A 20,937-nucleotide genomic window follows, 5' to 3' on the forward strand; every position below is an offset into this window, starting at 1 on the left:
GAGGCGGTCGATGCCGCCTGCCGTACCGGAGGGAGACACCCCGTGACGAACCCGCAGCAGCCGGAGTTGCGCCGCAACGCGCTGGGCGCGACCAGCCAGGACAACAAGGGCCCCGCCCCGGGCGGGCATCCGGGCAACCGTGGCACGTCGCGCGGCGACCAGGGTCGACCGGTGCCCAAGGGGCAGGTGTCGCCGTACGGCCCGGCCGGTGAGCCGGTGGCCGAGGACGACAGCGACACCCGCTGACCGAGGGGCTAGCGACCGCGGGCTGGCGGCCGCCGCAACCTGTTCCAGGTGGCGGCGGCCGCCAGTCCGTACGCGAGGTGCGGGATGATGTCGGAGATCCAGTCGGAGCGCCGCCACGTACGCGGGTCGCTGATCCCGAGCACCGTGATCGACCCGTCGGTCATTGTCATCACGCCCGCGCCGAGCAGACCGGTGGCCACCGGCAACGGCTGACGTCGACCACCGGCGTAGAGCGCGAACCCGACGCCCGCGGCGACGCCCAGCCCGTAACCGATCAACGGCCCGAGGCCCGAGCGGCGGTTGGCCGCCCGGGCCCCGTTCCCCAGGTCCACGTGCGCGATCCCGGCCAGCCGGTCGACTGTCTCCTCGGGGACGTCGCTCTCCGGCCGTCCCCGTAGCGCCATGTCGAGGTAGCTGACCACGTTCAGCGCTGTGCTGCCGACGGCGCCCGCGATCGCGCCGTCGGCCACGTCGACAGTCCTCACTTCGGGTCGCCCGGTTCGCGCTCGCTCTTCGGGCCGTACGTCCGCTCACCGCGCACCACGCCCCGTTGACCGCGATCCTCCTGGAGGATCCGGTTCGCGACCTGGTTGGCCTTGCCGTCGGGTACCCGACGCCCCGAGTCGTCGATCGCGTTGCGCAACCGCGCGCGCTGCTTGTCGTACGCGTTACTGCCCGGCCGTGGTCCTGGCATCTCTGCCTCCTTCGTCGGTCTGGGCACCTGGTGCTGCCCACCGTCCGCTGGGCGTACCGCGGCCGTCTACCCGTCTGGTGGCGGACCAACCCCGGGGCGCTACCGGGGCGCGCGGACCACGACCACCGGGCACTGCGCGTGGTGCAGCATCGACTGACTCACCGACCCCAGCAGCAACCCGGTCACCTCGCCGCGCCCGCGCCCACCGACGACCGCCAGTTGGGCGGAGCGGGACGCCTCGGCGAGCACGGTGCCGGGTCGGCCGTGCACCACCTGGCAGGTCAACCGCAGACCCCTGTGGTCCTCGGTGAGCCCGGTCAGCCACCCGGCGAGCATCCGCTCCTGCTCGCCGCGCAGCGTCGCCTCGTCGTAGACCAGGGGTTGCATGTCGCCCGGACCGCTGCTGCCGGGGTGTCGGTAGGCGTGCACCGCCACCAGCGGCACGCCGAGCGACACGGCGGTCTCGGCGGCGAAGTCCGCCGCCCGGCGGGAGGCGTCCGAGCCGTCCACAGCGACCAGGACCGGCTCGTCGGGTCGTTGCGCGCCGCGCGCGACCAGCACCGGGCAGTCGGCGTACGCGGCGACCTGCACCGCGACCGAGCCGACGAGCAGCGCGGAGAACCCACCCAACCCGCGATCGCCGAGCACGATGAGCGCGGCGGTGGGGGACTCGCCCACCAGCACCGCGGCGGCCTCACCGTCGATGATCTCGCCGGAGATCGACAACCCGGGCACTGTCGCCTCGGCCTCGCGCACCGCGGCCTCGACGAGTTCCTCGGCCCGGTGGCGCAGCCCACCACCGGGCGGCGCGTCCGGGGCGGGGGAGACCGGTACGTGCAGCAGCGGCCAGATGAAGCCGTGCACGACCCGCAGCGGTCGGTGCCGGCGTGCCGCCTCGGTCGCGGCGAGACGCACGGCGCGCAGCGCCGACTCCGAGCCGTCGACGCCGACCACCACCGCCGCGTTGTTCGCCGAGTTCACCGCCCACCTCCGCTCGCGGCAGTATCGCGGGCCGGGGCGCCCTCGCGCCGCGATACCGCTGAGCGCGTCCCGGTCGGTACGCTGGCGACGACCGGGGAGGGAGCGCCGCCGATGGGTGAACCGGACCAGGCGAGCACCGCTCGCATGATCGACTTTTGGCTCGGCGGGCAGCATCACTTCCCCGTGGACGTGGCCGCCGCGAATGCCTTCGAGCAGGCGTACGGGCCGTGCGCGCCGGTGTTCCGCGAGCTGCGGGCGTTCCTGGGCCGGACAGTGCGGGAAATGGCCGCCCAGGGCGTGGACGGGTTCCTGGTGTTCGGCGCCGGGGTGCCGACGATGGGCAACGTGCACGAGGTCGCCACCGACGCGACTGTGCTCTACACCGACGTCGACCCGGTCACCATCCGACTGGGCCAGAGCATCCTCGCCGGCAGCGACCGGGCCGGCTACGGCTTCGGCGACGCGACGGACATCGGCACCGTCGACCCGGCGCAGCTGCACCGTTTCGTGCCGGGCTGGGGCCGGCGACCGGTCGGGGTGGTCTTCCTCGGCCTGGCCGCGTTCCTCGACGACGCCACGCTGACCCGCACCCTCGACGAGCTGTACGCTGCCGCGGCCCCGGGTAGCCTGCTCGCGGTGGACTTCGACACCGAGGAGCTGGCCGGCCACCCGCAGGCGCTGGCCATGATGGGGCCGCAGTTCCGGATGCGTCCACCGGCGGCGTTCGCGCCCCTGTTGGGTCGGTGGGCGCCGACGACGGACGGGATCGTCCCGGTCGCCGAGTGGCGGCCGGAAGGCACGCCGGCACCGGTGCCCGACGCGTTCCACGGTGTGCTCGCGACCCGCGCGGGTGACTGACCGCGCCGATCCTCCGTCCGGTGGCGTCCGTATGATGCTTGCCCTGTAGCAAGCTTCTGGGGAGGACGACGATGGTAGACGCGCCGGACGTGGTGTCGCGCGCGTTGCGCGAGGCTCCCCCCGACCAGTTGGCGGAGGCGGCGGACCGGGCGATCCGGTCCTCGATGGGCGCGCTACGCACCGACGTCTTCGTCGCCGACTACCGGATCAGCGGCCTCTGGCCGGTGCTGGACCCGGACCTGCCGGCGGGCGGCTTCCTGGCCTGTCACACCATGGCGCAGCGCTGCTTCAGCAGCCAGCAGCCGGTACGCGACGGTGAAGGCCCCTGCCGGCTCTACCTGCCGTTGACTGTGTGGGGGGAGCGGTTGGGTGTGCTGCTGATCGAGTTGCCGACGGTTCCGAACGCGACGGTCACCGGTCGGGCCACGGACATCGCGGGCGCCCTGGCCGTTGCGATGCGCGCGGCGGACCGGGAGACCGACCGTTACCGGCGGGCCCGCCGGCGGGAGCGACTGACGATGGCCGCCGAGATGCAGTGGGACCTGCTGCCCGGTCGTGGCGTGTCCCACCACGCGTTCGAGCTGGCCGGCCAGCTCGAACCGGCGTACACCGTCGGCGGCGACCACTTCGACTGGTCGTTGGACGGCGACCGTCTCACAGTGACGGTGCTCAACGGCGAGGGCAGTGGGCTTGCGGCGTCCCTGTTGACCGCCGTCACCGTCAACGCGATGCGCAACGCGCGTCGCTCCGGTGGCGGCCTGGTGGAACAGGCCGAGCTGGCCTCGGACACGGTCTTCTACCAACACCGGGGCGCCCGGTACGTGGCCACCCTGCTGCTGGAGGTGGACACTCGCCTCGGCCGGGTGCGGGCTGTCGACGCGGGCTCCCCCCATCTGTTGCGGATGCGGGGGTCCACTGTCGAGCCGGTGAAGCTGGATCAGCAACTGCCGCTGGGCATGTTCGCCGAGACCCGCTACGAGCTTCAGGAGGTGCAACTCGAACCGGGTGACCGGCTCTTCGTGGTCAGTGACGGGGTGTGGGCCGCCGAGCCGCCGGGTCAGGAGCCGTACGGGCAGCGGGTGATGGCTCGCTCCCTGCGCGCCACGCGGCTGCAGCCACCAGCCGAGGCGGTTGGTACGGTGATGCGCGAACTGCACGCCTATCACGCGGATTCCGATCTGCGCGACGACGCCGTCGTGGTCTGTCTGGACTGGCGCGGTCCGCGCGAACGGGGCACGGGGTGAGATTCGCCGCCGCGTTGCCGGGCGGGCACCAGCGCGACGACGGCAGGGGACATCAGGTGGAGCGACCTGCGGATCTCGCCGCGGCGATCGACGCGGCCGCCGGGACGCTGATCGCCGTGCTGGAGTCGGCCGCGGCCCGGCATCAGGTGCCGCCCACCCAGCTGAGAGTGCTCACGCTGATCACTGGTCGTCCGGAGACCAACGTCAACGGGTTGGCGGAGTTGCTGGACGTGGTGCCCTCGTCGGCGAGCCGCCTGTGCGACCGGCTGGAGGCGACCGGGCTGTTGCGTCGGGTGGCCGACCCGCGTGACCGGCGTGAGGTGCGGTTGGTGCCGACCGCTGCGGCGTTGACCCTGTTGGGGGAGTTGGCCGAGCGGCGGCAGCGCGCGGTGCAGGCGGTGTTGGACCGGATGCCGGCGCGGATGCAGCACGAGCTGTTGCTGGCGCTGGCCGGGTTCGCTCAGGCGGCGACGTCGACGCCTGAGCAGCAGACCGATCCCGCCGTGCAGACGGCCTGAACGCCGTCCCCCTTTCACTAGTATCCTAGGACGATTTACGCGTAGTGATCCACGCCACAGTGCGGCACAGCCGCACCGACTGCACGCGGCGGCGCCCGGCCAGGGAGAGGGAGCCCGATATAGTGGCAGCGCACCTACCCGGCCCGCGATCATCGAGATCGCGGGCCGCATCAGGGGAAGGGGCCCCGACCGGGGCCGCAGGGGAGAGCCGGCGCTGGTCGGCCCGACAGCGCGTACGACCCTCAGCCGCGCCCGGCGTCGGCGGGGGCCCGCGTGCCGTGGAGGAGGATCGGTGTCGCGTCGGCCGGCTCGGGCAGAGCAACCGCGGGACACCGGTGCCGAGACTCCCGGCAACCAGGTCCTCACAGTGCCCAACCTGATCAGCTTCGGGCGGCTGCTGGGCGTGCCGCTCTTCCTCTACCTGTTCCTGGTGGCGCGGGCCGACGTCGCTGCGGTGGTGGTGTTGGCCATCGGCGGCACCACCGACTGGGTCGACGGCTGGATCGCCCGCCGCCTGCACCAGGTCAGCCGCCTGGGCGAGCTGCTCGACCCGCTCGCCGACCGGCTCTACATCCTCGCCACCCTGGTCGCCTTCACCGCGCGGGAGGTGGTGCCGTGGCAGTTCACCGCGGCGCTGCTGGCCCGTGAGGTGCTCCTGCTGGCCTCGCTGGCCGTGCTGCGCCGCTACGGGTACGGGCCGCCGCCGGTGCACTACGTGGGCAAGACCGCCACGTTCCTGCTGCTCGCGGCGTTCCCGGTACTGCTGTTGGCCAGCGCGGCGACCGACGTGGCCACGGCGGCGAGCGCCATCGGTTGGGCGTTGGCCTGGTGGGGGCTGGTGCTCTACTGGGTGGCCGGCGGGATGTACGTCGTGCAGGCGGCCCGGTTGGTGCGTGCGGCGCGCGGTCCGGGAGCGGCAGCGTGAGCGCGCCGCGGTTGGGAAAACCCGGCCAGGACCGGGTGTACGCGCCGGATTTCCTCACCGAGTTGTTCCGCAACCCGCTGGATCCGGGGTACGCGGACGCCGCTGCCGCGCGTCGGCGCTCGGCGGGGACCGCTCCGGCGCGCGGTTGGCGGGCCTTGCCGGCGCGGTCGGTGAGCCTGGTCGTGGTGGTGATGCTCGGTTTCCTGTTCGCTGTCGCGTACCGGCAGACGATGGCGGACGAGCCGGGGCGGAGCCAGGCCCGTTCGGGTCTGGTGGCGCAGATCAAGGAGCGGGAGAGCCAGACCGACCGGTTGTCCACGCGGGCGGACCAGCTGCGCGAGGAGGTCAGTCGGCAGCGGGACGCGGCGTTGAGCGGGTCGGCCGCCGCCCGGTTGCGCAACCTGGAGGCGAGCACCGGGCTGGGTCGGGTGCGCGGTGATGGTGTCGTGGTGCGGTTGGCGGATGCGCCGGACAAGGCGGACGCGGTCACCGGTGCCGGCGCTGGGCCGCCGCGGGTGCTCTACAGCGACCTGCAGGGTGTGGCGAACGCGTTGTGGAGTGCTGGGGCGGAGGCGATCGCCATCAACGGGCAGCGGTTGACGGCGACGTCGACGATCCGGTCGGCGGGTGAGGCGATGCTGGTGGATTTCCGGCCGGTGACCGGGCCGTACGAGGTGTCGGCGATCGGGCCGGGTTCGATGCGGCGCAAGTTCGAGGAGAGCCGGAACGCGGCGCTGATGCGGAAGGTCGCGCAGGGGACGGGGTTGTCGTTCGGTGTGCGGGAGGCGGATGACCTCACCCTGCCGGCGGCGCCGGAGCCGCAGCTACGCTACGCCAAGCCGTCGGTCAGTCCGAGCCCTTCCGCGTCGGGTGTCCGGTCCGGCAGTCCCGGGTCGTCTGGTCCGGCGATGACTGTTAGCCCCTCCGGAGGTGGCCGATGATCGCGGTGCTGGCGTTGCTCGCCGGTGTGGTGCTGGGCGTGTGGCTTGATCCCACGGTGCCGGCGGCGTTGCAGCCGTATCTGCCGATCGCGGTGGTGGCCGCGTTGGACGCGGTGTTCGGTGGGGTGCGGGCCCGGTTGGACCGCATCTTCGACGACAAGCAGTTCGTGGTGTCGTTCATTTCGAACGTGCTGGTGGCTGGTCTGATCGTGTATCTGGGTGACCAGTTGGGGGTGGGTGGGCAGTTGTCCACCGGTGTGGTCGTTGTGTTGGGTGTGCGTATCTTCGGCAACGTGGCGGCGATCCGTCGGCACCTGTTCCGGGCGTAGGTTGGGTTGCGATGAGTGACGAGCAGACCGACACGGGGACCGGGTGGCCGCAGCCGGCGGGTCCGGTGCGGCCGGGTGGGCCGGCGGGTGAGCCGGATCCGCGGCCTGATGCGCCGGATCCGGATGAGTTGAGCCCGTTGGCGCCGCAGGGGCCGGTGGAGCCGGCCGATGGCGAGCCCGCGGCCGAGCCGGGCGTGGAGCCGGTCGACGATGGTGCGACGGTGGATCTGAGCGCGATGTCGCGGTCGGGGGAGCGGCCGGTCGCGGATGGTGAGCAGCCGGCCGCGGGTTCCGACGGGTCGGCGGAGCCGGTGGGCGAGTCGGCGGAGCCGGTGGTGGCTGGTCGGTCCCGGTGGAGTGCGGCCGGGGTGATGATCGCCGCGTTGTTGGCGCTGCTGGGTTTCACGTTGGTCGTGCAGTTGAAGACGACGTCGACGGACCCGACGCTGGGTGCCACCCGGCAGGAGGACCTGGTTCGGATCCTGTCGGATCTGGATGCGCGGGAGAACCGTCTGCAGCAGGACATCAGGGCTCTGGAGGACAGTCAGCGGCAGTTGCAGTCGGGTGAGCAGGGTCGTCAGGCGGCGTTGGATGAGGCGACGCGGCGGGCGGACGAGTTGGGCATCCTGGCGGGGACGTTGCCGGCGGTGGGTCCGGGGTTGACTGTGCAGTTCGACTCGGGGCTGAAGCCGATCTCGGCGAACCGGGTGTTGGACGCGGTGCAGGAGTTGCGTGGTGCGGGCGCTGAGGCGCTGCAGATCTCCGGTGGGGATCGGGCGACGGTGCGGATCATCGCGTCGACGTACTTCCTCGATGGGGACAACGGGTCGTTGATGGTGGAGGGGCGCCGGTTGTCGGGGCCGTACACGATCACGGTGATCGGTGATCCGGCGACGATGCGTACGGCGTTGAACATTCCTGGTGGGGTGGTGGCGTCGGTCCGGGGTGACGGCGGTAACGTGACGTTTGGGGAGCGTGAGGTTGCCGAGGTTTCGGCGCTGCACGTGCCGATCAAGTTGGAACACGCCCGTCCGGTCTCCTGACCGGCGCGGCCGCGCCGGACCCGGGTGGTCCGGGGCACCGATGGATGAAGGACGCGTCTGGTGATTCCCGAGGATCTGCGATACACCGCCGAACATGAGTGGGTGGCGGGTGACGGCACGGCTTCGGTCCGGGTCGGCATCACCCACTTCGCGCAGGACGCGCTCGGTGACATCGTGTACGTGCAGTTGCCCGAGGCGGGTGCGGTGGTCGCGGCCGGTGACTCGTTGGGTGAGATCGAGTCGACCAAGAGTGTGTCGGAGATCTACGCGCCGGTGGCCGGTACGGTGGCGGCGCGCAACGACGCGTTGGCTGACACGCCTGAGCTGATCAACACTGATCCGTACGGTGAGGGTTGGTTGGTGGAGATCACGCCGAATGATCCGACTGCGACGGATGGGTTGCTGACGGCGGCCGCGTATCAGAAGATCACCGAAGGCTGAGTGTGCTTGATCCGGTGCGTGGGATGTCTGCGCGCGTCCGGTTGCCCTGCATTTCGGCGCTGGCTAGGCTCGCCCAGTCGACCGAGAACCCAATAGTTGAGCGTTGCGGAATTGCCTTCCCGGGCACGGGGAGCCAGCCGCCGGGTGTTCAAGTGCCCGGCGGCCAGACCCGCCATTACCCGACGCCGACCGAACAGATCCGTGAGGTGGTCCCATGACGCGGCCAGACGACGAGTTCCCCCCACTCGACGTCACTTCGACGCTCAATCTCGGTTCGCTCGACGAAGTGCTGGAGGGGCCGGATACCGATGTGGTGCCGAGCCGGATGTCCGGTTCGTTGCCGCCGGGTATGGCGCTGCTGGTGGTTCGTCGAGGTCCGAATGCGGGTGCCCGGTTCTTGTTGGACCACGATGTGACGACCAGTGGCCGGCACCCGGACAGTGACATCTTCCTGGATGACGTGACGGTGTCGCGTCGGCACGCGGAGTTCCACCGTGATGGTGGGACGTTCACGGTGCGGGACGTGGGCAGCCTGAATGGCACGTACGTCAATCGTGAGCGGGTTGAGGCGGCCACGTTGAGTAATGGTGACGAGGTCCAGATCGGTAAGTTCCGGGTGGTGTTCATCGCCGGTCCGCGCCCGGAGGAGGAGGCCGGCCGGGGGTGAACGAGCCTGCGGCCTCCATGTCACCCGGGGCGGCTCGGTCTGAGCCGCTGATGAGCATCGGTGAGGTGCTTGGGCAGTTGCGGGTGGATTTTCCGGATACCACGATTTCGAAGCTGCGGTTTCTTGAGGCCGAGGGTTTGGTCGAGCCGCAGCGGACGGCGGCGGGTTACCGGAAGTACAGCTGGGACGATGTGGCGCGGTTGCGGTTCGTGTTGACCGCGCAGCGGGACAAGTACCTGCCGTTGCGGGTGATCCGGGAGCAGTTGGCCCAGTGGGATTCGTCCGGTGAGCAGCCGGGGCGGTCGCGGCCGGCGTTGGTGGCGGTTGGTCCTGATGGTGCGGTGCCGGGTCGTGAGTTGGCGGAGCCGGCCGAGTCGTCGCAGGTGCGGCTCGGCCGGTCGGATCTGGTGGCGCGCAGTGGGATCGACGAGTCGACGTTGGTGGAGTTGGAGCGGCTCGGTGTGCTGGTGTCGGATCCGCCGGGTTGGTATGACGCGGATGCGCTGATCATCGCGTCGGCGGTGGCGGGGTTGGCGGCGTACGGGTTGGAGCCGCGGCACCTGCGGGGTTATCGGACGGCGGCGGACCGGGAGGTCGGTTTGTTCGCGCAGTTGGTGGCGCCGTTGGCGCGGCAGAGTGATCCGGCGGCGCGGGCGCGGGCGGCGGAGACGGCGCGGGAGTTGGTGGCGTTGTCGGAGCAGTTGCACGCCGCGTTGGTGCGGGTGGGGCTGCGGTCGACGTTGGGTCGGTGAGGGTGCCCGGTGGGTGGCGGCTGAGCGGAAAGATCTCTTCCGGGAAGCGTGCCGTAGGCTTGCCGGGGTAACCCCTTTTCGGCGCGGGCGTGGTGCTGTAGCGCGTGGGACGGCCGTGTTGCGGTCCGTGTACGGTGCAGGGAAGGGCGCGGTGCGGCGTAGGTGACAACGACACGGAGGCGGCGGTGCGCGAGCTGAGCGTGGTCGGAGTTCGGGTGGAGCTGCCCAGCAACCAGCCGATCGTCCTGCTCAGGGAGGTCGAGGGGGACCGCTATCTGCCGATCTGGATCGGCGCGGTCGAGGCCACGGCTATCGCTTATGAGCAGCAGGGGGTCAAGCCGGCCCGGCCGTTGACGCATGATCTTCTGCGGGACGTGTTGGCGGCGTTGAAGGCGCCCTTGCAGGCGGTGGAGATCACCGAGCTGAAGGAAAACGTCTTCTACGCGGACCTGTTGATCGGCGATGGGGTGCGGGTGTCGGCGCGGCCGAGCGATTCGATCGCGTTGGCGTTGCGGGTTGGTGCGCCGATTCGTTGTGCAGAGCAGGTCCTCAGCGAGGCGGGGATCGTTATCCCTGATGAGCAGGAGGACGAGGTGGAGAAGTTCCGCGAGTTCCTGGAGCAGGTGCGTCCGGAGGATTTCGCGGGCTGAGGTGTGCCTGGGCTCGGTTGGTGATCTTTCTCGGTGGCTGCTCGGCGTGTCGCGTCGGTTCCTCCGTGGTAACCCCTGACGGTGGCGATAGGGTTTCCATGTCGAGGGGTGCGCGTCGGAGGAAACGATGCGTCGCCACACTGACGGGGAGGTTGTCCGGATGCACGAGCCGCGGGATTCCGATCCGGGTGCAGAGTTCGACGAGTCGGGTGCCTCGTCGCCAGGTGTGGCGGCTGAGGGTGACGGTTCGGTTGGCTACCGGGGTGTGACGGCCTGCCACGCGGTGGGCATCAGTTACCGGCAGTTGGATTACTGGGCGCGGACGACGCTGGTGGTGCCGAGCGTTCGTGACGCCTCGGGTTCGGGGACGCAGCGGTTGTATTCGTTCCGGGACCTGGTGGTGCTGAAGGTCGTGAAGCGGTTGTTGGATGCGGGGGTGTCCCTGCAGAACATCCGTAAGGCGATCGAGGCGTTGCGGTCGCGTGGTGTGGAGGATCTGGCGGGGATCACGCTCATCTCTGATGGGACGACGGTGTACGAGTGCCGGTCTCCGGAGGAGGTGGTCGACCTGTTGCAGGGTGGCCAGGGGGTCTTCGGCATCGCGATCGGTGGGGCTTTCAAGGAGATCCAGGGGTCGTTGTCGCATCTGCCGGCGGAGCCGGCGACGAGCGGTCCCGTGGAGCCGGCGGTGGCGTCGGGCTCGGATCCGGTGGGTGACGAGTTGGCGGCGCGGCGGGCGCGGCGGCGCGCCGGCTGACCGTTCGGTTTTCCGGTTTTTTTCGGTGGTTTTCTCGCGACCGTCGGTGACGGTTGCAGGGGTGTTCAGGTCATGGCGGTCCACTGTGGATACGGTGGGTGTCGTGCTGGTGGCCCATTGTGGAGATACCCAACGGTAGTAGTGACGCAACGTGTCGGCGTGTTGTCGGGTATCCGATAAGGGGGCGCTGACCGGAGGCGGTCGACACGCTATGGTCCCTCACGGTTCTGAACCCTTCATCCCCGGAAGGAACAACCGTGACGGTTACGGAAGAGACTGCTCCCGCCTCGCACTACGACCGTATTGGCGGTGCCAGTTCGGTCAAGGCAGCGGTTGAGCTGTTCTACGACAAGGTGCTCGCGGACCCGGAGTTGGCGGGCTATTTCGCTGACGTGGACATGGCGGGTCAGCGGCGGCATCTGGCGTTGATGTTGACTGTGGTGCTGGGTGGCCCGAACGAGTACACGGGTCGCGGGTTGGCCGAGGCGCACCAGCCGTTGAACATCACGGTGGGGCACTACGCGAAGGTGGGCGAGCACCTGACGGTGACGCTGACCGAGCTGGGGGTGCCGGCGGACATCCTCGCCGATGTGCAGACGGTGCTGGGGCAGGTGCAGGGCCAGGTGGTGGCTGCCGGGAACAGGTCGGGCGCCTGAGCGTGGACGCGGCTCGCCTCAAGCAGAGCTGGTCGGTGGTCGCCGGTCACGGCGACCAGGTGCCGCTCTACTTCTACTCGACGTTGTTCCTCGCTCATCCCGAGACGCGGCAGATGTTCCCCACGAACATGGCCGGTCAGCGGGACCGTCTCGTGACGGCGTTGGGTCACATTGTGTCCAACGTGGACCAGGTGGACCGGCTGGTGGGTTTCCTGCAGGATCTCGGCGCGGATCACCGCAAGTTCGCGGTCCGCGCGGAGCACTATCCGGCGGTCGGTGAGGCCCTCGTCGCGACGTTGCAGCATTTCCTCGCCGAGCAGTGGACCGACGAGTTGGCTGCGGACTGGACGGCCGCGTACGGGTTGGTCGCCCAGGTGATGATGGAGGCCGCGCAGGCCGCTGAGGCGGTCAATCCGCCGTGGTGGGTGGCGGAGATCGTGGCGCATGAGCGGCGGGCGTTCGACGTGGCGGTGTTGACGGTGCGTCCGCAGTATCTGTTGCCGTTCACGCCGGGGCAGTCGATTGGTGTGTCGCACCCGTCGGTGCGGTCGTGGCGGTACTACTCACCGGCGAACGCGCCGCGGGCGGACGGCACGTTGGAGTTGCATGTGCGGGCCGCGCCGGGTGGCGCGGTGTCGTCGCGGCTGGTGTACGGGTCGGCGGTGGGGGATCGGATCCATCTGGCGGCGCCGGTGGGGGATCGGCTGGGGTTGCGGTCGGCGGGCTCCAGTGACCTGTTGCTGTTGGTGTCGGGTACCGGCTGGGCGCCGGTGAAGGCGTTGGTGGAGCAGGTGGCCGCGGAGGGTTCCCGTCGGCGGGTGGACCTGTACGTGGGGGCCCGGTCCCGCAGCGAGTTCTACGACAGCGACGCGATCGACAAGTTGGCGTCGTCGTATTCGTGGTTGACGGTGACGTACGTGGTCGGTGCGGACGTGCACCGGCCGGGGGAGTTCGTGCAGGCGGTGGACCGGGCGTTGGCCGACGGTGACTGGCGGTCCCGGCATGTGTTCGTGTGTGGGTCGGACGAGATGGTGTCGTACGCGGTGCGGACGTTGGTGCAGGCGGGTTACCACGCGGGTCAGGTGCACCACGAGGGCCTGGGCGCGCAGTGGTACGGGCCGGCGTGGCGGACGGCGGTGCAGCAGTCGGCTGCGGGTGACACTTCGGGAGGTGGGCACAGGTGAGCGCGACGAGTGAGCTTGCGAGCCCGGCGGTCGCGAACGGAGGTCTGCACAGGTGAGTGCGACGCCGATCAGTCGGTATGACGGGGTGCAGGTTTCCGGTGGTGTGCAGGTGCGGATGACCGCCGATCGGGTTCGACGGTGGGAGTTCGGCGCGGCGTCGTTCGCTCGGCGTGGTTACGACAACGCTGACGTGGACCGGTTCCGGGTGCAGGTCGCTGACGAGTTGGACCTGTTGGCGACGCAGATCGCGACGTTGCGGGCGGAGAACGAGCGGCTGAACGACCGGGTGGAGTTGCACCGGCACGGGGTGATTCCGAGTACGGGGGCGGCGGCGAAGGTCCCGGCGGCGCGGGAGGTGAATCTGCTGTCGGCGGCGCAGCGGGAGGCCGAGCAGATCATCGCGCAGGCGCATGACTACGCGCGTCGGGTCGCCGAGTACGCCCGGGTGCAGTACGAGAGTTACCTGCACGCGGCGGAGGCGGAGGCGAAGCAGGAGGCGGAGCGGGCGGTGGCGGAGTACCGCAGCGCGGCGGGGCCGAGCTTCGACGACACGGTGGCGACCCGGGAGGCGTTGCGGATCTTCGGCGAGATGATGGTGTCGCACATGCAGGCGGCGGCGCGGCATCTCGACGACGGCAGTGAGCAGTTGGCGCGCACGATGGATCGGATCGCGGCGGAGACCCCGGGTGCGCCGTTCACTGGTGGCGTGGTGGGTCAGTCGGCGTTGCCGCGGCACCAGCAGCGTTGATCGTGGCGGGTGGGGGTTCGCTGACGTGGACCCCGCTCGGCGCGACGGCGGCGGTGGCATAGTCGGAGGGGCCAGGCGGGGCTGATCCGCGCCCCGCCCCTGGGAGAGGCGCCACCGTGTCGGTATCACCACCGTCCCCGACCGGCGGGTCACCGGACCCCCTCGCGGCGTTGGAGGCGTCGGCGTGGGCGCTGGCGGCCGCTGTCGGCACCATGAGTGACGCCCTGTCGGCTCCGCTCGCCGAGGTTCTCGCGGCGGCACCGCACCGCAGCGCGGTGCTGGAGGCCGCCGGTCTGCTCTCCTGGGACGGCGCGACGCCGGTCGCGCACCCGTCGCTGGTGGCTGCCGACGGGCAGACCGGGCGCAGCGCCGTGCAGGCGCGGTTGAGTTCGCTGCGGCAGGCGGTCGCCGCGGCGGCGCAGGAGCCTTCCCGCGGTGGTGGGGCCGGCTGGGCGCAGGTGGACGACGAGGTGTTGCTGCATCAGGGTCGGGCGTCGGCGGCGACCGGCCGGGCGTTGGCGAACCGGGTGGTGCCCGAGCTGGCGGGGCTGGCGGAGCGTCTGGACTCGGCGGACGCCCGGGTGCTGGACGTGGGCACCGGTGTGGCGGCGTTGGCTGTTGCCCTGGCGCGCGCGTTGCCCCGGGTGTCGGTGGTGGGCATCGACGTGCTGCAACGGGCGTTGGACCTGGCCGGCGGGGAGCTGGCCGAGGCGGGCGATGTCGCGGATCGGATCAGTCTGCGCCGTCAGGACGTGGCGGAGGTGGCCGAGCCGGGCGGGTACGACCTGGTGTGGCTGCCGGCGCCGTTCCTTCCCCAGCAGACGTTGACGGTGGCGTTGCCGCGGCTGGTGCAGGCGCTGCGGCCCGGTGGCTGGCTGGTGGCCGGCACCAATCCGCCGGCCGGGGACCCGTTGCGGGCGGCCGTGGACAGGTGGAACGCCGTGCGCAACGGTGGCAACGCGTTCGACGCCGACCGGATGGCGGAGGTGCTGGCGGGGGCCGGGTTGGGTGACGTTCGGCGTTTTCCGACGGTGCCCGGCGGGCCGGTGTTGGTCGCCGCGCACCGCCCGGGCGGCTGAGGGCGACCCCCCGCCGGGTCGGTCAGCTGGCGGCGGCGCGGACGGCCTCGGCGATCGGGGTGGGCCCGTCGACGAGTTCCAGTGTCGCGCCGGTGGTGCGCGGTTCGTCGAGCAGCGCGGCGAGGACGTGCGCGACGTCGGTGCGGCTGATCGCGCCACGGCCGGCGTGGGGGGTGAGAGTGACCCGCCCGGTGGGTGGGTCGTCGGTGAGCTGGCCGGGTCGCAGCACCGTCCAGGCCAGGTCGCGGCGGCGCAGGTCGTCCTCGGCGGCGCGTTTGGCGCGCAGGTACGCCGCCCACACGTCGTCGGTGCCGGGAGCGGGTGGTGTGTCCACCCCCATGGAGGAGACGAGCAGGTAGCGGTGGACGCCGGCGCGGGTGGCGGCGTCGGCGAGCAGCGCGGCGGCGGCCCGGTCGACGGTGTCCTTGCGGGCGGCGCCGCTGCCGGGGCCCGCACCAGCGGCGAAGACGACCGCGTCGGCCCCGTGCAGGTGCTCGGCAACCTGTTCGAGTGCTGTGTGTTCCAGGTCGCAGACGACGGGGGTGGCGCCGGCGGCGCGTAGCGTCGCGGTCTGCTCGGGGTTGCGGATGAGGCCGACGGCGGTGTCGCCGCGCCCGACGAGGTGGCGTTGCAACAGTAGGGCGATCTTGCCGTGGCCTCCGGCGATGACGACGCGCATGCGCCCAACCTACCGGCGTCACCGGCTTGACCTTGACCTTCGGGTAACCCTGAGCCTGGTGGTTACCGGTCGCCGTGACCGGTGCGAGGAGGATGCCGACGTGGGGCTGATGACCATCGGGGCGTTCGCGCGGGCGGCGATGCTGACACCTAAGGCGTTGCGCCTGTACGACCAGGTGGGGCTGCTGGTGCCGGCCGCTGTCGATCCGGAGTCCGGTTACCGGCTCTACGACCCGGGTCAGCTGCCGGTGGCTCGGCTGGTCGCCCAGTTGCGTCGGCTCGGTATGCCGTTGGCGACGATCCGGGTGGTGTGCGGGCTGGAGCCGGCGGCGGCGGCTGAGGCGGTCACCGCGTACTGGCGGCAGGTCAGCGCCGACACCGCGGCGCGCGCCCGGCTGGCGACCCTCCTCGTGGACCACCTGTCTGAAGGGGGCACCACCATGTCTGACCCGAGTCCCACAGTTGCCGTCCGCTGCGCCGCCGGTTGTGACAGCGGGCTGGTGCGCGACAGCAACGAGGACACCGCGTACGCCAGCGGGCGGTTGCTCGCCGTGGCCGACGGTATGCGGGGGCCCGGCGGGGCGGCCGCCAGCGCCGCCGCCGTCGACGCCCTGAAGCCGTTGGCGTCCGCCGACGTGCCGGCCGCCGACCTGCTGACGTTGCTGGCCGGTGCGGTGAGCGACGCCGACAGCGCCGTGCACGAGTTGGCCACCGACACCGACCAGCCGGTCACCACACTGACCGCGTTGCTGCTCAGCGGTTCCCGGCTGGCGCTGGCGCACGTCGGTGACACCCGGGCCTACCTGCTGCGCGGCGGTGAGCTGTCGCTGCTCACGCAGGATCACACCTGGGTGCAGGCCCAGGTTGATCAGGGCCGGCTCGACCGGGACCAGGCCGCGGCGCATCCGCAGCGCGCGGTGCTGGTGCGCGCCCTCGGTGGCGGCCGGCAGGTCGAGGCGGATCTGGCGCTGCGTACCGCGTTGCCGGGTGACCGGTATCTGTTGTGCTCCGACGGGCTGTCCGCCGTCGTCGACCGGGCCGAGCTGGGGTCGGCGTTGGCCGCGACTGACGATCCCGAGGACACGGTGCGGGGCCTGATCGGGTTGGCGCGGGCCGAGGGGGCGCCGGACAACATCGCCTGCGTCGTCGCCGACGTCGTCGCGGTGTAGCGGTCGCCTGCGCCGCCGAGCCCCGCGCCGGGTGGGGCCGCCCACCCGCCCGGCGCGGGGCTCGGCGTTGGTGAACGGGTTGAGGCAGCATGGAGAGGTGATGGAGAGTTTCGACGCGTTGACCTCGCTGGTGGCCGGTGGCGGGGTGGTGGTGCTCAGCGGCGCCGGCCTGTCCACCGAGTCGGGAATTCCGGACTACCGGGGGCCCAGCGGGGTGGCGCGGCGGCACACGCCGATGACCTTCCAGGCGTTCACCGGCGATCCCCTGGCCCGGCGGCGTTACTGGGCGCGGAGCCACCTGGGTTGGCGGTTGATCGCGGGCGCGGCGCCCAACGCCGGGCACCGGGCGGTGGCCGGGCTGCAACTCGCCGGGCTGGTCGACACCGTGATCACCCAGAACGTCGACGGTCTGCACGGTGCGGCCGGCAGCCCGTCGGTGATCGAGTTGCACGGCCGCCTCGACGAGGTGACGTGCCTGGGCTGCGGCAACCTGACCTCCCGGGAGGAGCTTCACCGGCGGTTACGCGAGGCCAACCCGGAGTTCGTGGCCCGCGTCGCCGCGGTCAACCCGGACGGTGATGTTGATCTCCCTGATGAGCAGGTGGCCGCGTTCCGGCCGGTGGACTGCGGGATCTGCGGCACCGGGATGCTGAAACCGGACGTGGTGTTCTTCGGTGAGACGGTGCCGCCGCAGCGGGTGGCGCGGTGTTTCGCGGCCGTGGAGCAGGCCCGGTCGTTGCTGGTGCTCGGGTCGTCGTTGACGGTGATGTCGGGGCGCCGGTTCGTGATTCGGGCCGCGAAACGGGGCATCCCGGTCGCGATCGTCAACCAGGGGCCGACGCGTGGTGACGGGTACGCCACAGTGTGCGTCGACGCGCCGCTGGGCGCGGTGCTGCCGCAGTTGGCCGGGCGGGTCGGCGCCGGGGCGCCGCTGGGGGTGTGACGGGTCGCAGCCCGGGTGGGCGCCCGGCCCGGGGGTAGGACATCCGCCGGAAACACCAACGCTGGTAGCGTTGACCACGCCGGTAACACCCACGTGGGAGAGACCGCCCGACAGCACGCAGGGCGGCGCCGAAGGGGCAAATCCTCCCCGGAACCTCTCAGGCAAAAGGACCTCGTGGGCAGGCACTGTGGAGTGCCCTGCGTGGGTGCGACAGAGGGGGAGGCCGACACGTCGACCTCGCCCCGGGAGTGCCCCCTATGACCGTAGAGCAGTTCGCCACCCGTCACATCGGTCCCGGTCCCGACGATGAGCGTCGGATGCTGGAGGTCGTCGGGCATGGCTCCATCGACGAGCTGATGGACGCCGCGATCCCCGAGGTGATCCGCTGGCACGGCACCCTCGACCTGCCCGACCCGGCCACCGAGGCCGAGACGATCGCCGAGCTGCGGGCCCTCGCGGCGCGTAACACCGTCGCCGTCTCCATGATCGGGTTGGGGTACCACGGCACGCACACCCCGGCGGTGATCCGCCGCAACGTCCTCGAAGACCCGGCCTGGTACACGGCGTACACGCCGTACCAGCCGGAGATCAGCCAGGGCCGCCTCGAGGCGCTGCTCAACTTCCAGACCATGGTCACCGACCTGACCGGGTTGGCCACCGCGAACGCCTCCATGCTCGACGAGGGCACCGCGGCGGCGGAGGCGATGACCCTGGCGCGGCGGGCCTCCAAGAGCAAGAGCGGCGTGTACGTCGTCGACGCCGACGCCCTGCCGCAGACCATCGCGGTGATCACCAGCCGGGCGGTGCCGCTCGGCATCGACGTGCGGGTCCTCGACGTGCAACGCGACGAGTTGCCGGCGGAGTTCTTCGGCCTGCACCTGCAGTACCCGGGGGCGTCCGGGGCGGTACGCGACCACGCCGGCCTCGTGCAGGCCGCGCACGCCGCCGGCGCCCTCGTCACCGTCGCGGCGGACCTGCTGGCGTTGACGCTGTTGCGCGCACCGGGGGAGATCGGCGCGGACATCGCCGCCGGCACCACCCAGCGTTTCGGCGTACCGATGGGCTTCGGTGGGCCGCACGCCGGTTACCTGGCGGTGCGCTCGGGCCTGGAGCGGATGCTGCCCGGGCGCCTGGTCGGGGTGTCGCGCGACGCGGACGGCAACCCGGCCTACCGGTTGGCGTTGCAGACCCGTGAGCAGCACATCCGGCGGGAGAAGGCGACCAGCAACATCTGCACCGCGCAGGTGCTCCTCGCGGTGATGGCCGGCATGTACGCCGTCTACCACGGCCCGGACGGGCTGCGCGACATCGCTACGCGTACCCATGCGATGGCGGCGCGCCTCGCGGCCGGTCTGCGCGCCGGTGGGGTGGACGTCGCGGACGTCGCGTTCTTCGACACCGTCACCGCGACGGTGCCGGGCGCTGCCGCCGAGGTGGTGGCCGCCGCCGCGGACCGCGGTGTCAACCTGCGGCTGGTCGACGCCGACCGGGTGGGGGTGTCCTGCGACGAGACCACCACCAACGCGCACCTGACGCAGGTGTGGGCGGCGTTCGGGGTGCCCGCGTTCGACGGCGGCGTGGACGCGGCCCTGCCGGTCGACCTGACCCGGACCTCGGACTTCCTGACCCACCCGGTGTTCCGCAGTCACCACTCGGAGACGGCGATGCTGCGCTACCTGCGGCGGCTGTCGGACTTCGACTACGCCCTGGACCGGGGCATGATCCCGCTCGGGTCGTGCACGATGAAGCTGAACGCGACCACCGAGATGGAGCCCGTCAGCTGGGCGGAGTTCGCGAACATCCACCCGTTCGCGCCGGACGCGCAGACCGTCGGGTACCGGGAGATGATCGGTCAGCTGGAGTCGTGGCTGGCCGAGGTGACCGGCTACGACGCGGTGAGCGTGCAGCCCAACGCCGGTTCGCAGGGCGAGCTGGCCGGGTTGCTCGCCATCCGCTCGTACCACGCGTCGCGGGGTGAGACGCACCGCGACGTGTGCCTGATCCCGTCGTCGGCGCACGGCACGAACGCCGCGTCGGCGGTGATGGCCGGCATGCGGGTCGTCGTGGTGGCCTGCGACGACAACGGCAACGTCGACCTCGTGGACCTGGACGCGAAGATCGACAAGCACCGCGACGCGCTCGCCGCGATCATGGTGACGTACCCGTCCACGCACGGTGTGTACGAGACGGGCATCGCGTCGCTGTGCGCGAAGGTCCACGACGCCGGTGGGCAGGTGTACGTCGACGGGGCGAACCTCAACGCCCTGGTCGGGTTCGCCAAGCCCGGCAAGTTCGGCGCCGACGTGTCGCACCTGAACCTGCACAAGACGTTCTGCATCCCGCACGGCGGCGGTGGCCCCGGGGTGGGCCCGGTGGCGGTGCGCGCGCACCTGGCGCCGTTCCTGCCCGGTGACCCGCTGGGCGCGCACGTGGACGCCACGCCGGCGATCTCGGCGGCGAAGTACGGGTCGGCGGGGATCCTGCCGATCCCGTGGGCGTACCTGCGGATGATGGGCGCCGAGGGGCTGACCCGGGCCACCGGTGTGGCGGTCCTCGCGGCGAACTACGTGGCGGCGCGGCTGCGGGGGCACTTCGGCGTGCTGTACGCCGGCAACAAGGGCCTGGTGGCCCACGAGTGCATCCTCGACCTGCGGCCGTTGACGAAGGCGACCGGGGTGAGCGTCGACGACGTGGCGAAGCGGCTGATCGACTACGGCTTCCACGCGCCCACGATGTCGTTCCCGGTGGCGGGGACGCTGATGGTGGAGCCGACCGAGAGCGAGGACCTGGCCGAGCTGGACCGGTTCTGCGACGCGATGATCGCGATCCGCGCGGAGATCGAGCAGGTGGGTTCCGGGGCGTGGCCGGCGGGGGACAACCCCCTGGCGAACGCGCCGCACACCGCGGCGATGGTCAGCGGCGACGAGTGGTCGCACGCGTACCCGCGGTCGGTGGGCGCGTACCCGGCCGGGGTGGACCGGGCCGGGAAGTACTGGCCGCCGGTGCGGCGCATCGACGGCGCGTACGGCGACCGGAACCTGGTCTGCTCGTGCCCGTCGCCGGAGGCGTTCGAGGACTGACGACGCCGCAGCCGGTCGAGACTGACGACGGCGCGCCGGGGCGGGCGGTACGGCCTGCCCCGGCAGCCGCTGCGACCTGGGCGGGGACGTCCCTTACCGGGGGACTAGCCTGGGTCGACGGCGGCTAAACGGTGACGCTGAGTGGTCGATTAGGCCACGAGAGCATGGCGGGCGGGGCCGCGGTGCGGTGCGATGCTGCTGCCGTCGGGAAGCAGCTCGCCGGTGTCCTCGAAGACGATGACACCGTTGCAGAGCAGGCTCCAGCCCTGCTCACGGAAGCAGGCGAGGACCCGCGCGGCTTCCCGGTCGGTGGCTTCAGCGGAGGGGCAGGTCGGTTGGTGCTGGCACATCGGG

25 protein-coding genes and 1 riboswitch are annotated in these 20,937 nt (G+C 71.4%); of the genes, 20 read left to right on the forward strand and 5 right to left on the reverse strand.

Annotated features, from left to right (window positions below):
• Nucleotides 1–42 precede the first annotated feature (42 nt).
• Nucleotides 43–246: a hypothetical protein gene (locus tag AB0B98_RS16070; RefSeq protein ID WP_357363337.1), complete on the forward strand. Its 204-nt coding sequence runs from the start codon at nt 43–45 to the stop codon at nt 244–246.
• A gap of 8 nt (nt 247–254) precedes the next feature.
• On the opposite strand, the gene AB0B98_RS16075 is transcribed toward AB0B98_RS16070, so the two are convergent.
• From AB0B98_RS16075 to AB0B98_RS16085, 3 genes are all read right to left on the reverse strand, one after another.
• Nucleotides 255–731, reverse strand: coding sequence for a hypothetical protein (locus tag AB0B98_RS16075; RefSeq protein ID WP_238669775.1), 477 nt, complete (start codon nt 729–731; stop codon nt 255–257).
• On the reverse strand, nt 728–940 hold the full coding sequence (locus tag AB0B98_RS16080; protein ID WP_088948250.1) for a phosphatidylethanolamine-binding protein: 213 nt from the start codon (nt 938–940) through the stop codon (nt 728–730). The genes AB0B98_RS16075 and AB0B98_RS16080 overlap by 4 nt, the downstream gene beginning before the upstream one ends.
• Nucleotides 941–1,039: 99 nt before the next feature.
• The gene (locus AB0B98_RS16085; protein ID WP_357363339.1) at nt 1,040–1,921 is read right to left on the reverse strand and encodes a universal stress protein; all 882 of its coding nucleotides are present in this window, start codon (nt 1,919–1,921) and stop codon (nt 1,040–1,042) included.
• A 111-nt stretch (nt 1,922–2,032) separates the two neighbouring features.
• Between AB0B98_RS16085 and AB0B98_RS16090 the strand changes: the two genes are divergently transcribed.
• From AB0B98_RS16090 to AB0B98_RS16165, 16 genes are all read left to right on the forward strand, one after another.
• Nucleotides 2,033–2,779, forward strand: a complete 747-nt coding sequence (locus tag AB0B98_RS16090; protein ID WP_357363341.1) for an SAM-dependent methyltransferase — start codon at nt 2,033–2,035, stop codon at nt 2,777–2,779.
• Between the two features lie 71 nt (nt 2,780–2,850).
• Nucleotides 2,851–4,023: a PP2C family protein-serine/threonine phosphatase gene (locus AB0B98_RS16095; RefSeq protein ID WP_357282299.1), complete on the forward strand. Its 1,173-nt coding sequence runs from the start codon at nt 2,851–2,853 to the stop codon at nt 4,021–4,023.
• A 56-nt stretch (nt 4,024–4,079) separates the two neighbouring features.
• Nucleotides 4,080–4,541: a MarR family transcriptional regulator gene (locus tag AB0B98_RS16100; RefSeq protein ID WP_357363650.1), complete on the forward strand. Its 462-nt coding sequence runs from the start codon at nt 4,080–4,082 to the stop codon at nt 4,539–4,541.
• Between the two features lie 292 nt (nt 4,542–4,833).
• On the forward strand, nt 4,834–5,466 hold the full coding sequence (locus AB0B98_RS16105; protein ID WP_238669780.1) for a CDP-alcohol phosphatidyltransferase family protein: 633 nt from the start codon (nt 4,834–4,836) through the stop codon (nt 5,464–5,466).
• Nucleotides 5,463–6,407, forward strand: a complete 945-nt coding sequence (locus AB0B98_RS16110) for a DUF881 domain-containing protein (protein WP_357363343.1) — start codon at nt 5,463–5,465, stop codon at nt 6,405–6,407. The genes AB0B98_RS16105 and AB0B98_RS16110 overlap by 4 nt, the downstream gene beginning before the upstream one ends.
• Nucleotides 6,404–6,736, forward strand: coding sequence for a small basic family protein (locus tag AB0B98_RS16115; RefSeq protein WP_030327710.1), 333 nt, complete (start codon nt 6,404–6,406; stop codon nt 6,734–6,736). The genes AB0B98_RS16110 and AB0B98_RS16115 overlap by 4 nt, the downstream gene beginning before the upstream one ends.
• Before the next feature lie 11 nt (nt 6,737–6,747).
• The gene (locus tag AB0B98_RS16120; protein ID WP_357363345.1) at nt 6,748–7,779 is read left to right on the forward strand and encodes a DUF881 domain-containing protein; all 1,032 of its coding nucleotides are present in this window, start codon (nt 6,748–6,750) and stop codon (nt 7,777–7,779) included.
• 60 nt (nt 7,780–7,839) lie between these two features.
• Nucleotides 7,840–8,220, forward strand: coding sequence for a glycine cleavage system protein GcvH (gene gcvH, locus AB0B98_RS16125; protein ID WP_091397961.1), 381 nt, complete (start codon nt 7,840–7,842; stop codon nt 8,218–8,220).
• Between the two features lie 214 nt (nt 8,221–8,434).
• On the forward strand, nt 8,435–8,887 hold the full coding sequence (locus AB0B98_RS16130) for an FHA domain-containing protein (RefSeq protein ID WP_007071101.1): 453 nt from the start codon (nt 8,435–8,437) through the stop codon (nt 8,885–8,887).
• Between the two features lie 50 nt (nt 8,888–8,937).
• Nucleotides 8,938–9,639: a MerR family transcriptional regulator gene (locus AB0B98_RS16135; protein WP_238669783.1), complete on the forward strand. Its 702-nt coding sequence runs from the start codon at nt 8,938–8,940 to the stop codon at nt 9,637–9,639.
• 185 nt (nt 9,640–9,824) lie between these two features.
• On the forward strand, nt 9,825–10,289 hold the full coding sequence (locus tag AB0B98_RS16140) for a bifunctional nuclease family protein (RefSeq protein ID WP_030327706.1): 465 nt from the start codon (nt 9,825–9,827) through the stop codon (nt 10,287–10,289).
• 160 nt (nt 10,290–10,449) lie between these two features.
• Complete coding sequence (locus tag AB0B98_RS16145) at nt 10,450–11,046, forward strand: MerR family transcriptional regulator (RefSeq protein WP_196923083.1); 597 nt, start codon at nt 10,450–10,452, stop codon at nt 11,044–11,046.
• Between the two features lie 257 nt (nt 11,047–11,303).
• Nucleotides 11,304–11,702 carry a group 1 truncated hemoglobin gene (locus AB0B98_RS16150; protein WP_091397976.1) on the forward strand — a complete coding sequence of 133 codons (399 nt, stop codon included), beginning with the start codon at nt 11,304–11,306 and terminating at the stop codon, nt 11,700–11,702.
• 2 nt (nt 11,703–11,704) lie between these two features.
• Nucleotides 11,705–12,886, forward strand: a complete 1,182-nt coding sequence (locus AB0B98_RS16155; RefSeq protein WP_357363347.1) for a globin domain-containing protein — start codon at nt 11,705–11,707, stop codon at nt 12,884–12,886.
• Between the two features lie 52 nt (nt 12,887–12,938).
• Entirely contained in the window at nt 12,939–13,634 is a 696-nt protein-coding gene (locus AB0B98_RS16160; RefSeq protein WP_357363349.1) for a cell division protein DivIVA, read from the forward strand.
• 116 nt (nt 13,635–13,750) lie between these two features.
• The gene (locus AB0B98_RS16165; protein ID WP_357363351.1) at nt 13,751–14,713 is read left to right on the forward strand and encodes a methyltransferase domain-containing protein; all 963 of its coding nucleotides are present in this window, start codon (nt 13,751–13,753) and stop codon (nt 14,711–14,713) included.
• A 22-nt stretch (nt 14,714–14,735) separates the two neighbouring features.
• On the opposite strand, the gene AB0B98_RS16170 is transcribed toward AB0B98_RS16165, so the two are convergent.
• On the reverse strand, nt 14,736–15,392 hold the full coding sequence (locus tag AB0B98_RS16170) for an NAD(P)-binding oxidoreductase (RefSeq protein WP_238669787.1): 657 nt from the start codon (nt 15,390–15,392) through the stop codon (nt 14,736–14,738).
• A gap of 100 nt (nt 15,393–15,492) precedes the next feature.
• Between AB0B98_RS16170 and AB0B98_RS16175 the strand changes: the two genes are divergently transcribed.
• The 3 genes from AB0B98_RS16175 (at nt 15,493) to gcvP (ending at nt 20,583) form a co-directional block, all read left to right on the forward strand.
• Nucleotides 15,493–16,560, forward strand: coding sequence for a MerR family transcriptional regulator (locus AB0B98_RS16175; protein ID WP_357363354.1), 1,068 nt, complete (start codon nt 15,493–15,495; stop codon nt 16,558–16,560).
• A gap of 100 nt (nt 16,561–16,660) precedes the next feature.
• Complete coding sequence (locus tag AB0B98_RS16180) at nt 16,661–17,503, forward strand: NAD-dependent protein deacetylase (protein ID WP_357363356.1); 843 nt, start codon at nt 16,661–16,663, stop codon at nt 17,501–17,503.
• Nucleotides 17,504–17,587: 84 nt separating this feature from the next.
• Nucleotides 17,588–17,686, forward strand: a riboswitch (glycine riboswitch).
• 74 nt (nt 17,687–17,760) lie between these two features.
• Nucleotides 17,761–20,583, forward strand: a complete 2,823-nt coding sequence (gene gcvP, locus AB0B98_RS16185; RefSeq protein WP_357363358.1) for an aminomethyl-transferring glycine dehydrogenase — start codon at nt 17,761–17,763, stop codon at nt 20,581–20,583.
• A gap of 149 nt (nt 20,584–20,732) precedes the next feature.
• On the opposite strand, the gene AB0B98_RS16190 is transcribed toward gcvP, so the two are convergent.
• Complete coding sequence (locus tag AB0B98_RS16190; protein ID WP_007460326.1) at nt 20,733–20,933, reverse strand: DUF5999 family protein; 201 nt, start codon at nt 20,931–20,933, stop codon at nt 20,733–20,735.
• Nucleotides 20,934–20,937: the final 4 nt, after the last annotated feature.

Source organism: Micromonospora sp. NPDC048947 (assembly GCF_040649495.1).
In the GTDB taxonomy this organism is placed as follows: Bacteria; Actinomycetota; Actinomycetes; order Mycobacteriales; family Micromonosporaceae; genus Micromonospora; species Micromonospora alfalfae.

Coding starts and splice junctions, on each gene's coding strand:
- AB0B98_RS16080 (WP_088948250.1), bottom strand. CDS start 940: ATGCCAGGACCACGGCCGGGCAGTAACGCGTACGACAAGCAGCGCGCG.
- AB0B98_RS16090 (WP_357363341.1), top strand. CDS start 2,033: ATGGGTGAACCGGACCAGGCGAGCACCGCTCGCATGATCGACTTTTGG.
- AB0B98_RS16095 (WP_357282299.1), top strand. CDS start 2,851: ATGGTAGACGCGCCGGACGTGGTGTCGCGCGCGTTGCGCGAGGCTCCC.
- AB0B98_RS16115 (WP_030327710.1), top strand. CDS start 6,404: ATGATCGCGGTGCTGGCGTTGCTCGCCGGTGTGGTGCTGGGCGTGTGG.
- AB0B98_RS16120 (WP_357363345.1), top strand. CDS start 6,748: ATGAGTGACGAGCAGACCGACACGGGGACCGGGTGGCCGCAGCCGGCG.
- AB0B98_RS16130 (WP_007071101.1), top strand. CDS start 8,435: ATGACGCGGCCAGACGACGAGTTCCCCCCACTCGACGTCACTTCGACG.
- AB0B98_RS16135 (WP_238669783.1), top strand. CDS start 8,938: ATGAGCATCGGTGAGGTGCTTGGGCAGTTGCGGGTGGATTTTCCGGAT.
- AB0B98_RS16145 (WP_196923083.1), top strand. CDS start 10,450: ATGCACGAGCCGCGGGATTCCGATCCGGGTGCAGAGTTCGACGAGTCG.
- AB0B98_RS16170 (WP_238669787.1), bottom strand. CDS start 15,392: ATGCGCGTCGTCATCGCCGGAGGCCACGGCAAGATCGCCCTACTGTTG.
- AB0B98_RS16180 (WP_357363356.1), top strand. CDS start 16,661: ATGGAGAGTTTCGACGCGTTGACCTCGCTGGTGGCCGGTGGCGGGGTG.
- gcvP (WP_357363358.1), top strand. CDS start 17,761: ATGACCGTAGAGCAGTTCGCCACCCGTCACATCGGTCCCGGTCCCGAC.
- AB0B98_RS16190 (WP_007460326.1), bottom strand. CDS start 20,933: ATGTGCCAGCACCAACCGACCTGCCCCTCCGCTGAAGCCACCGACCGG.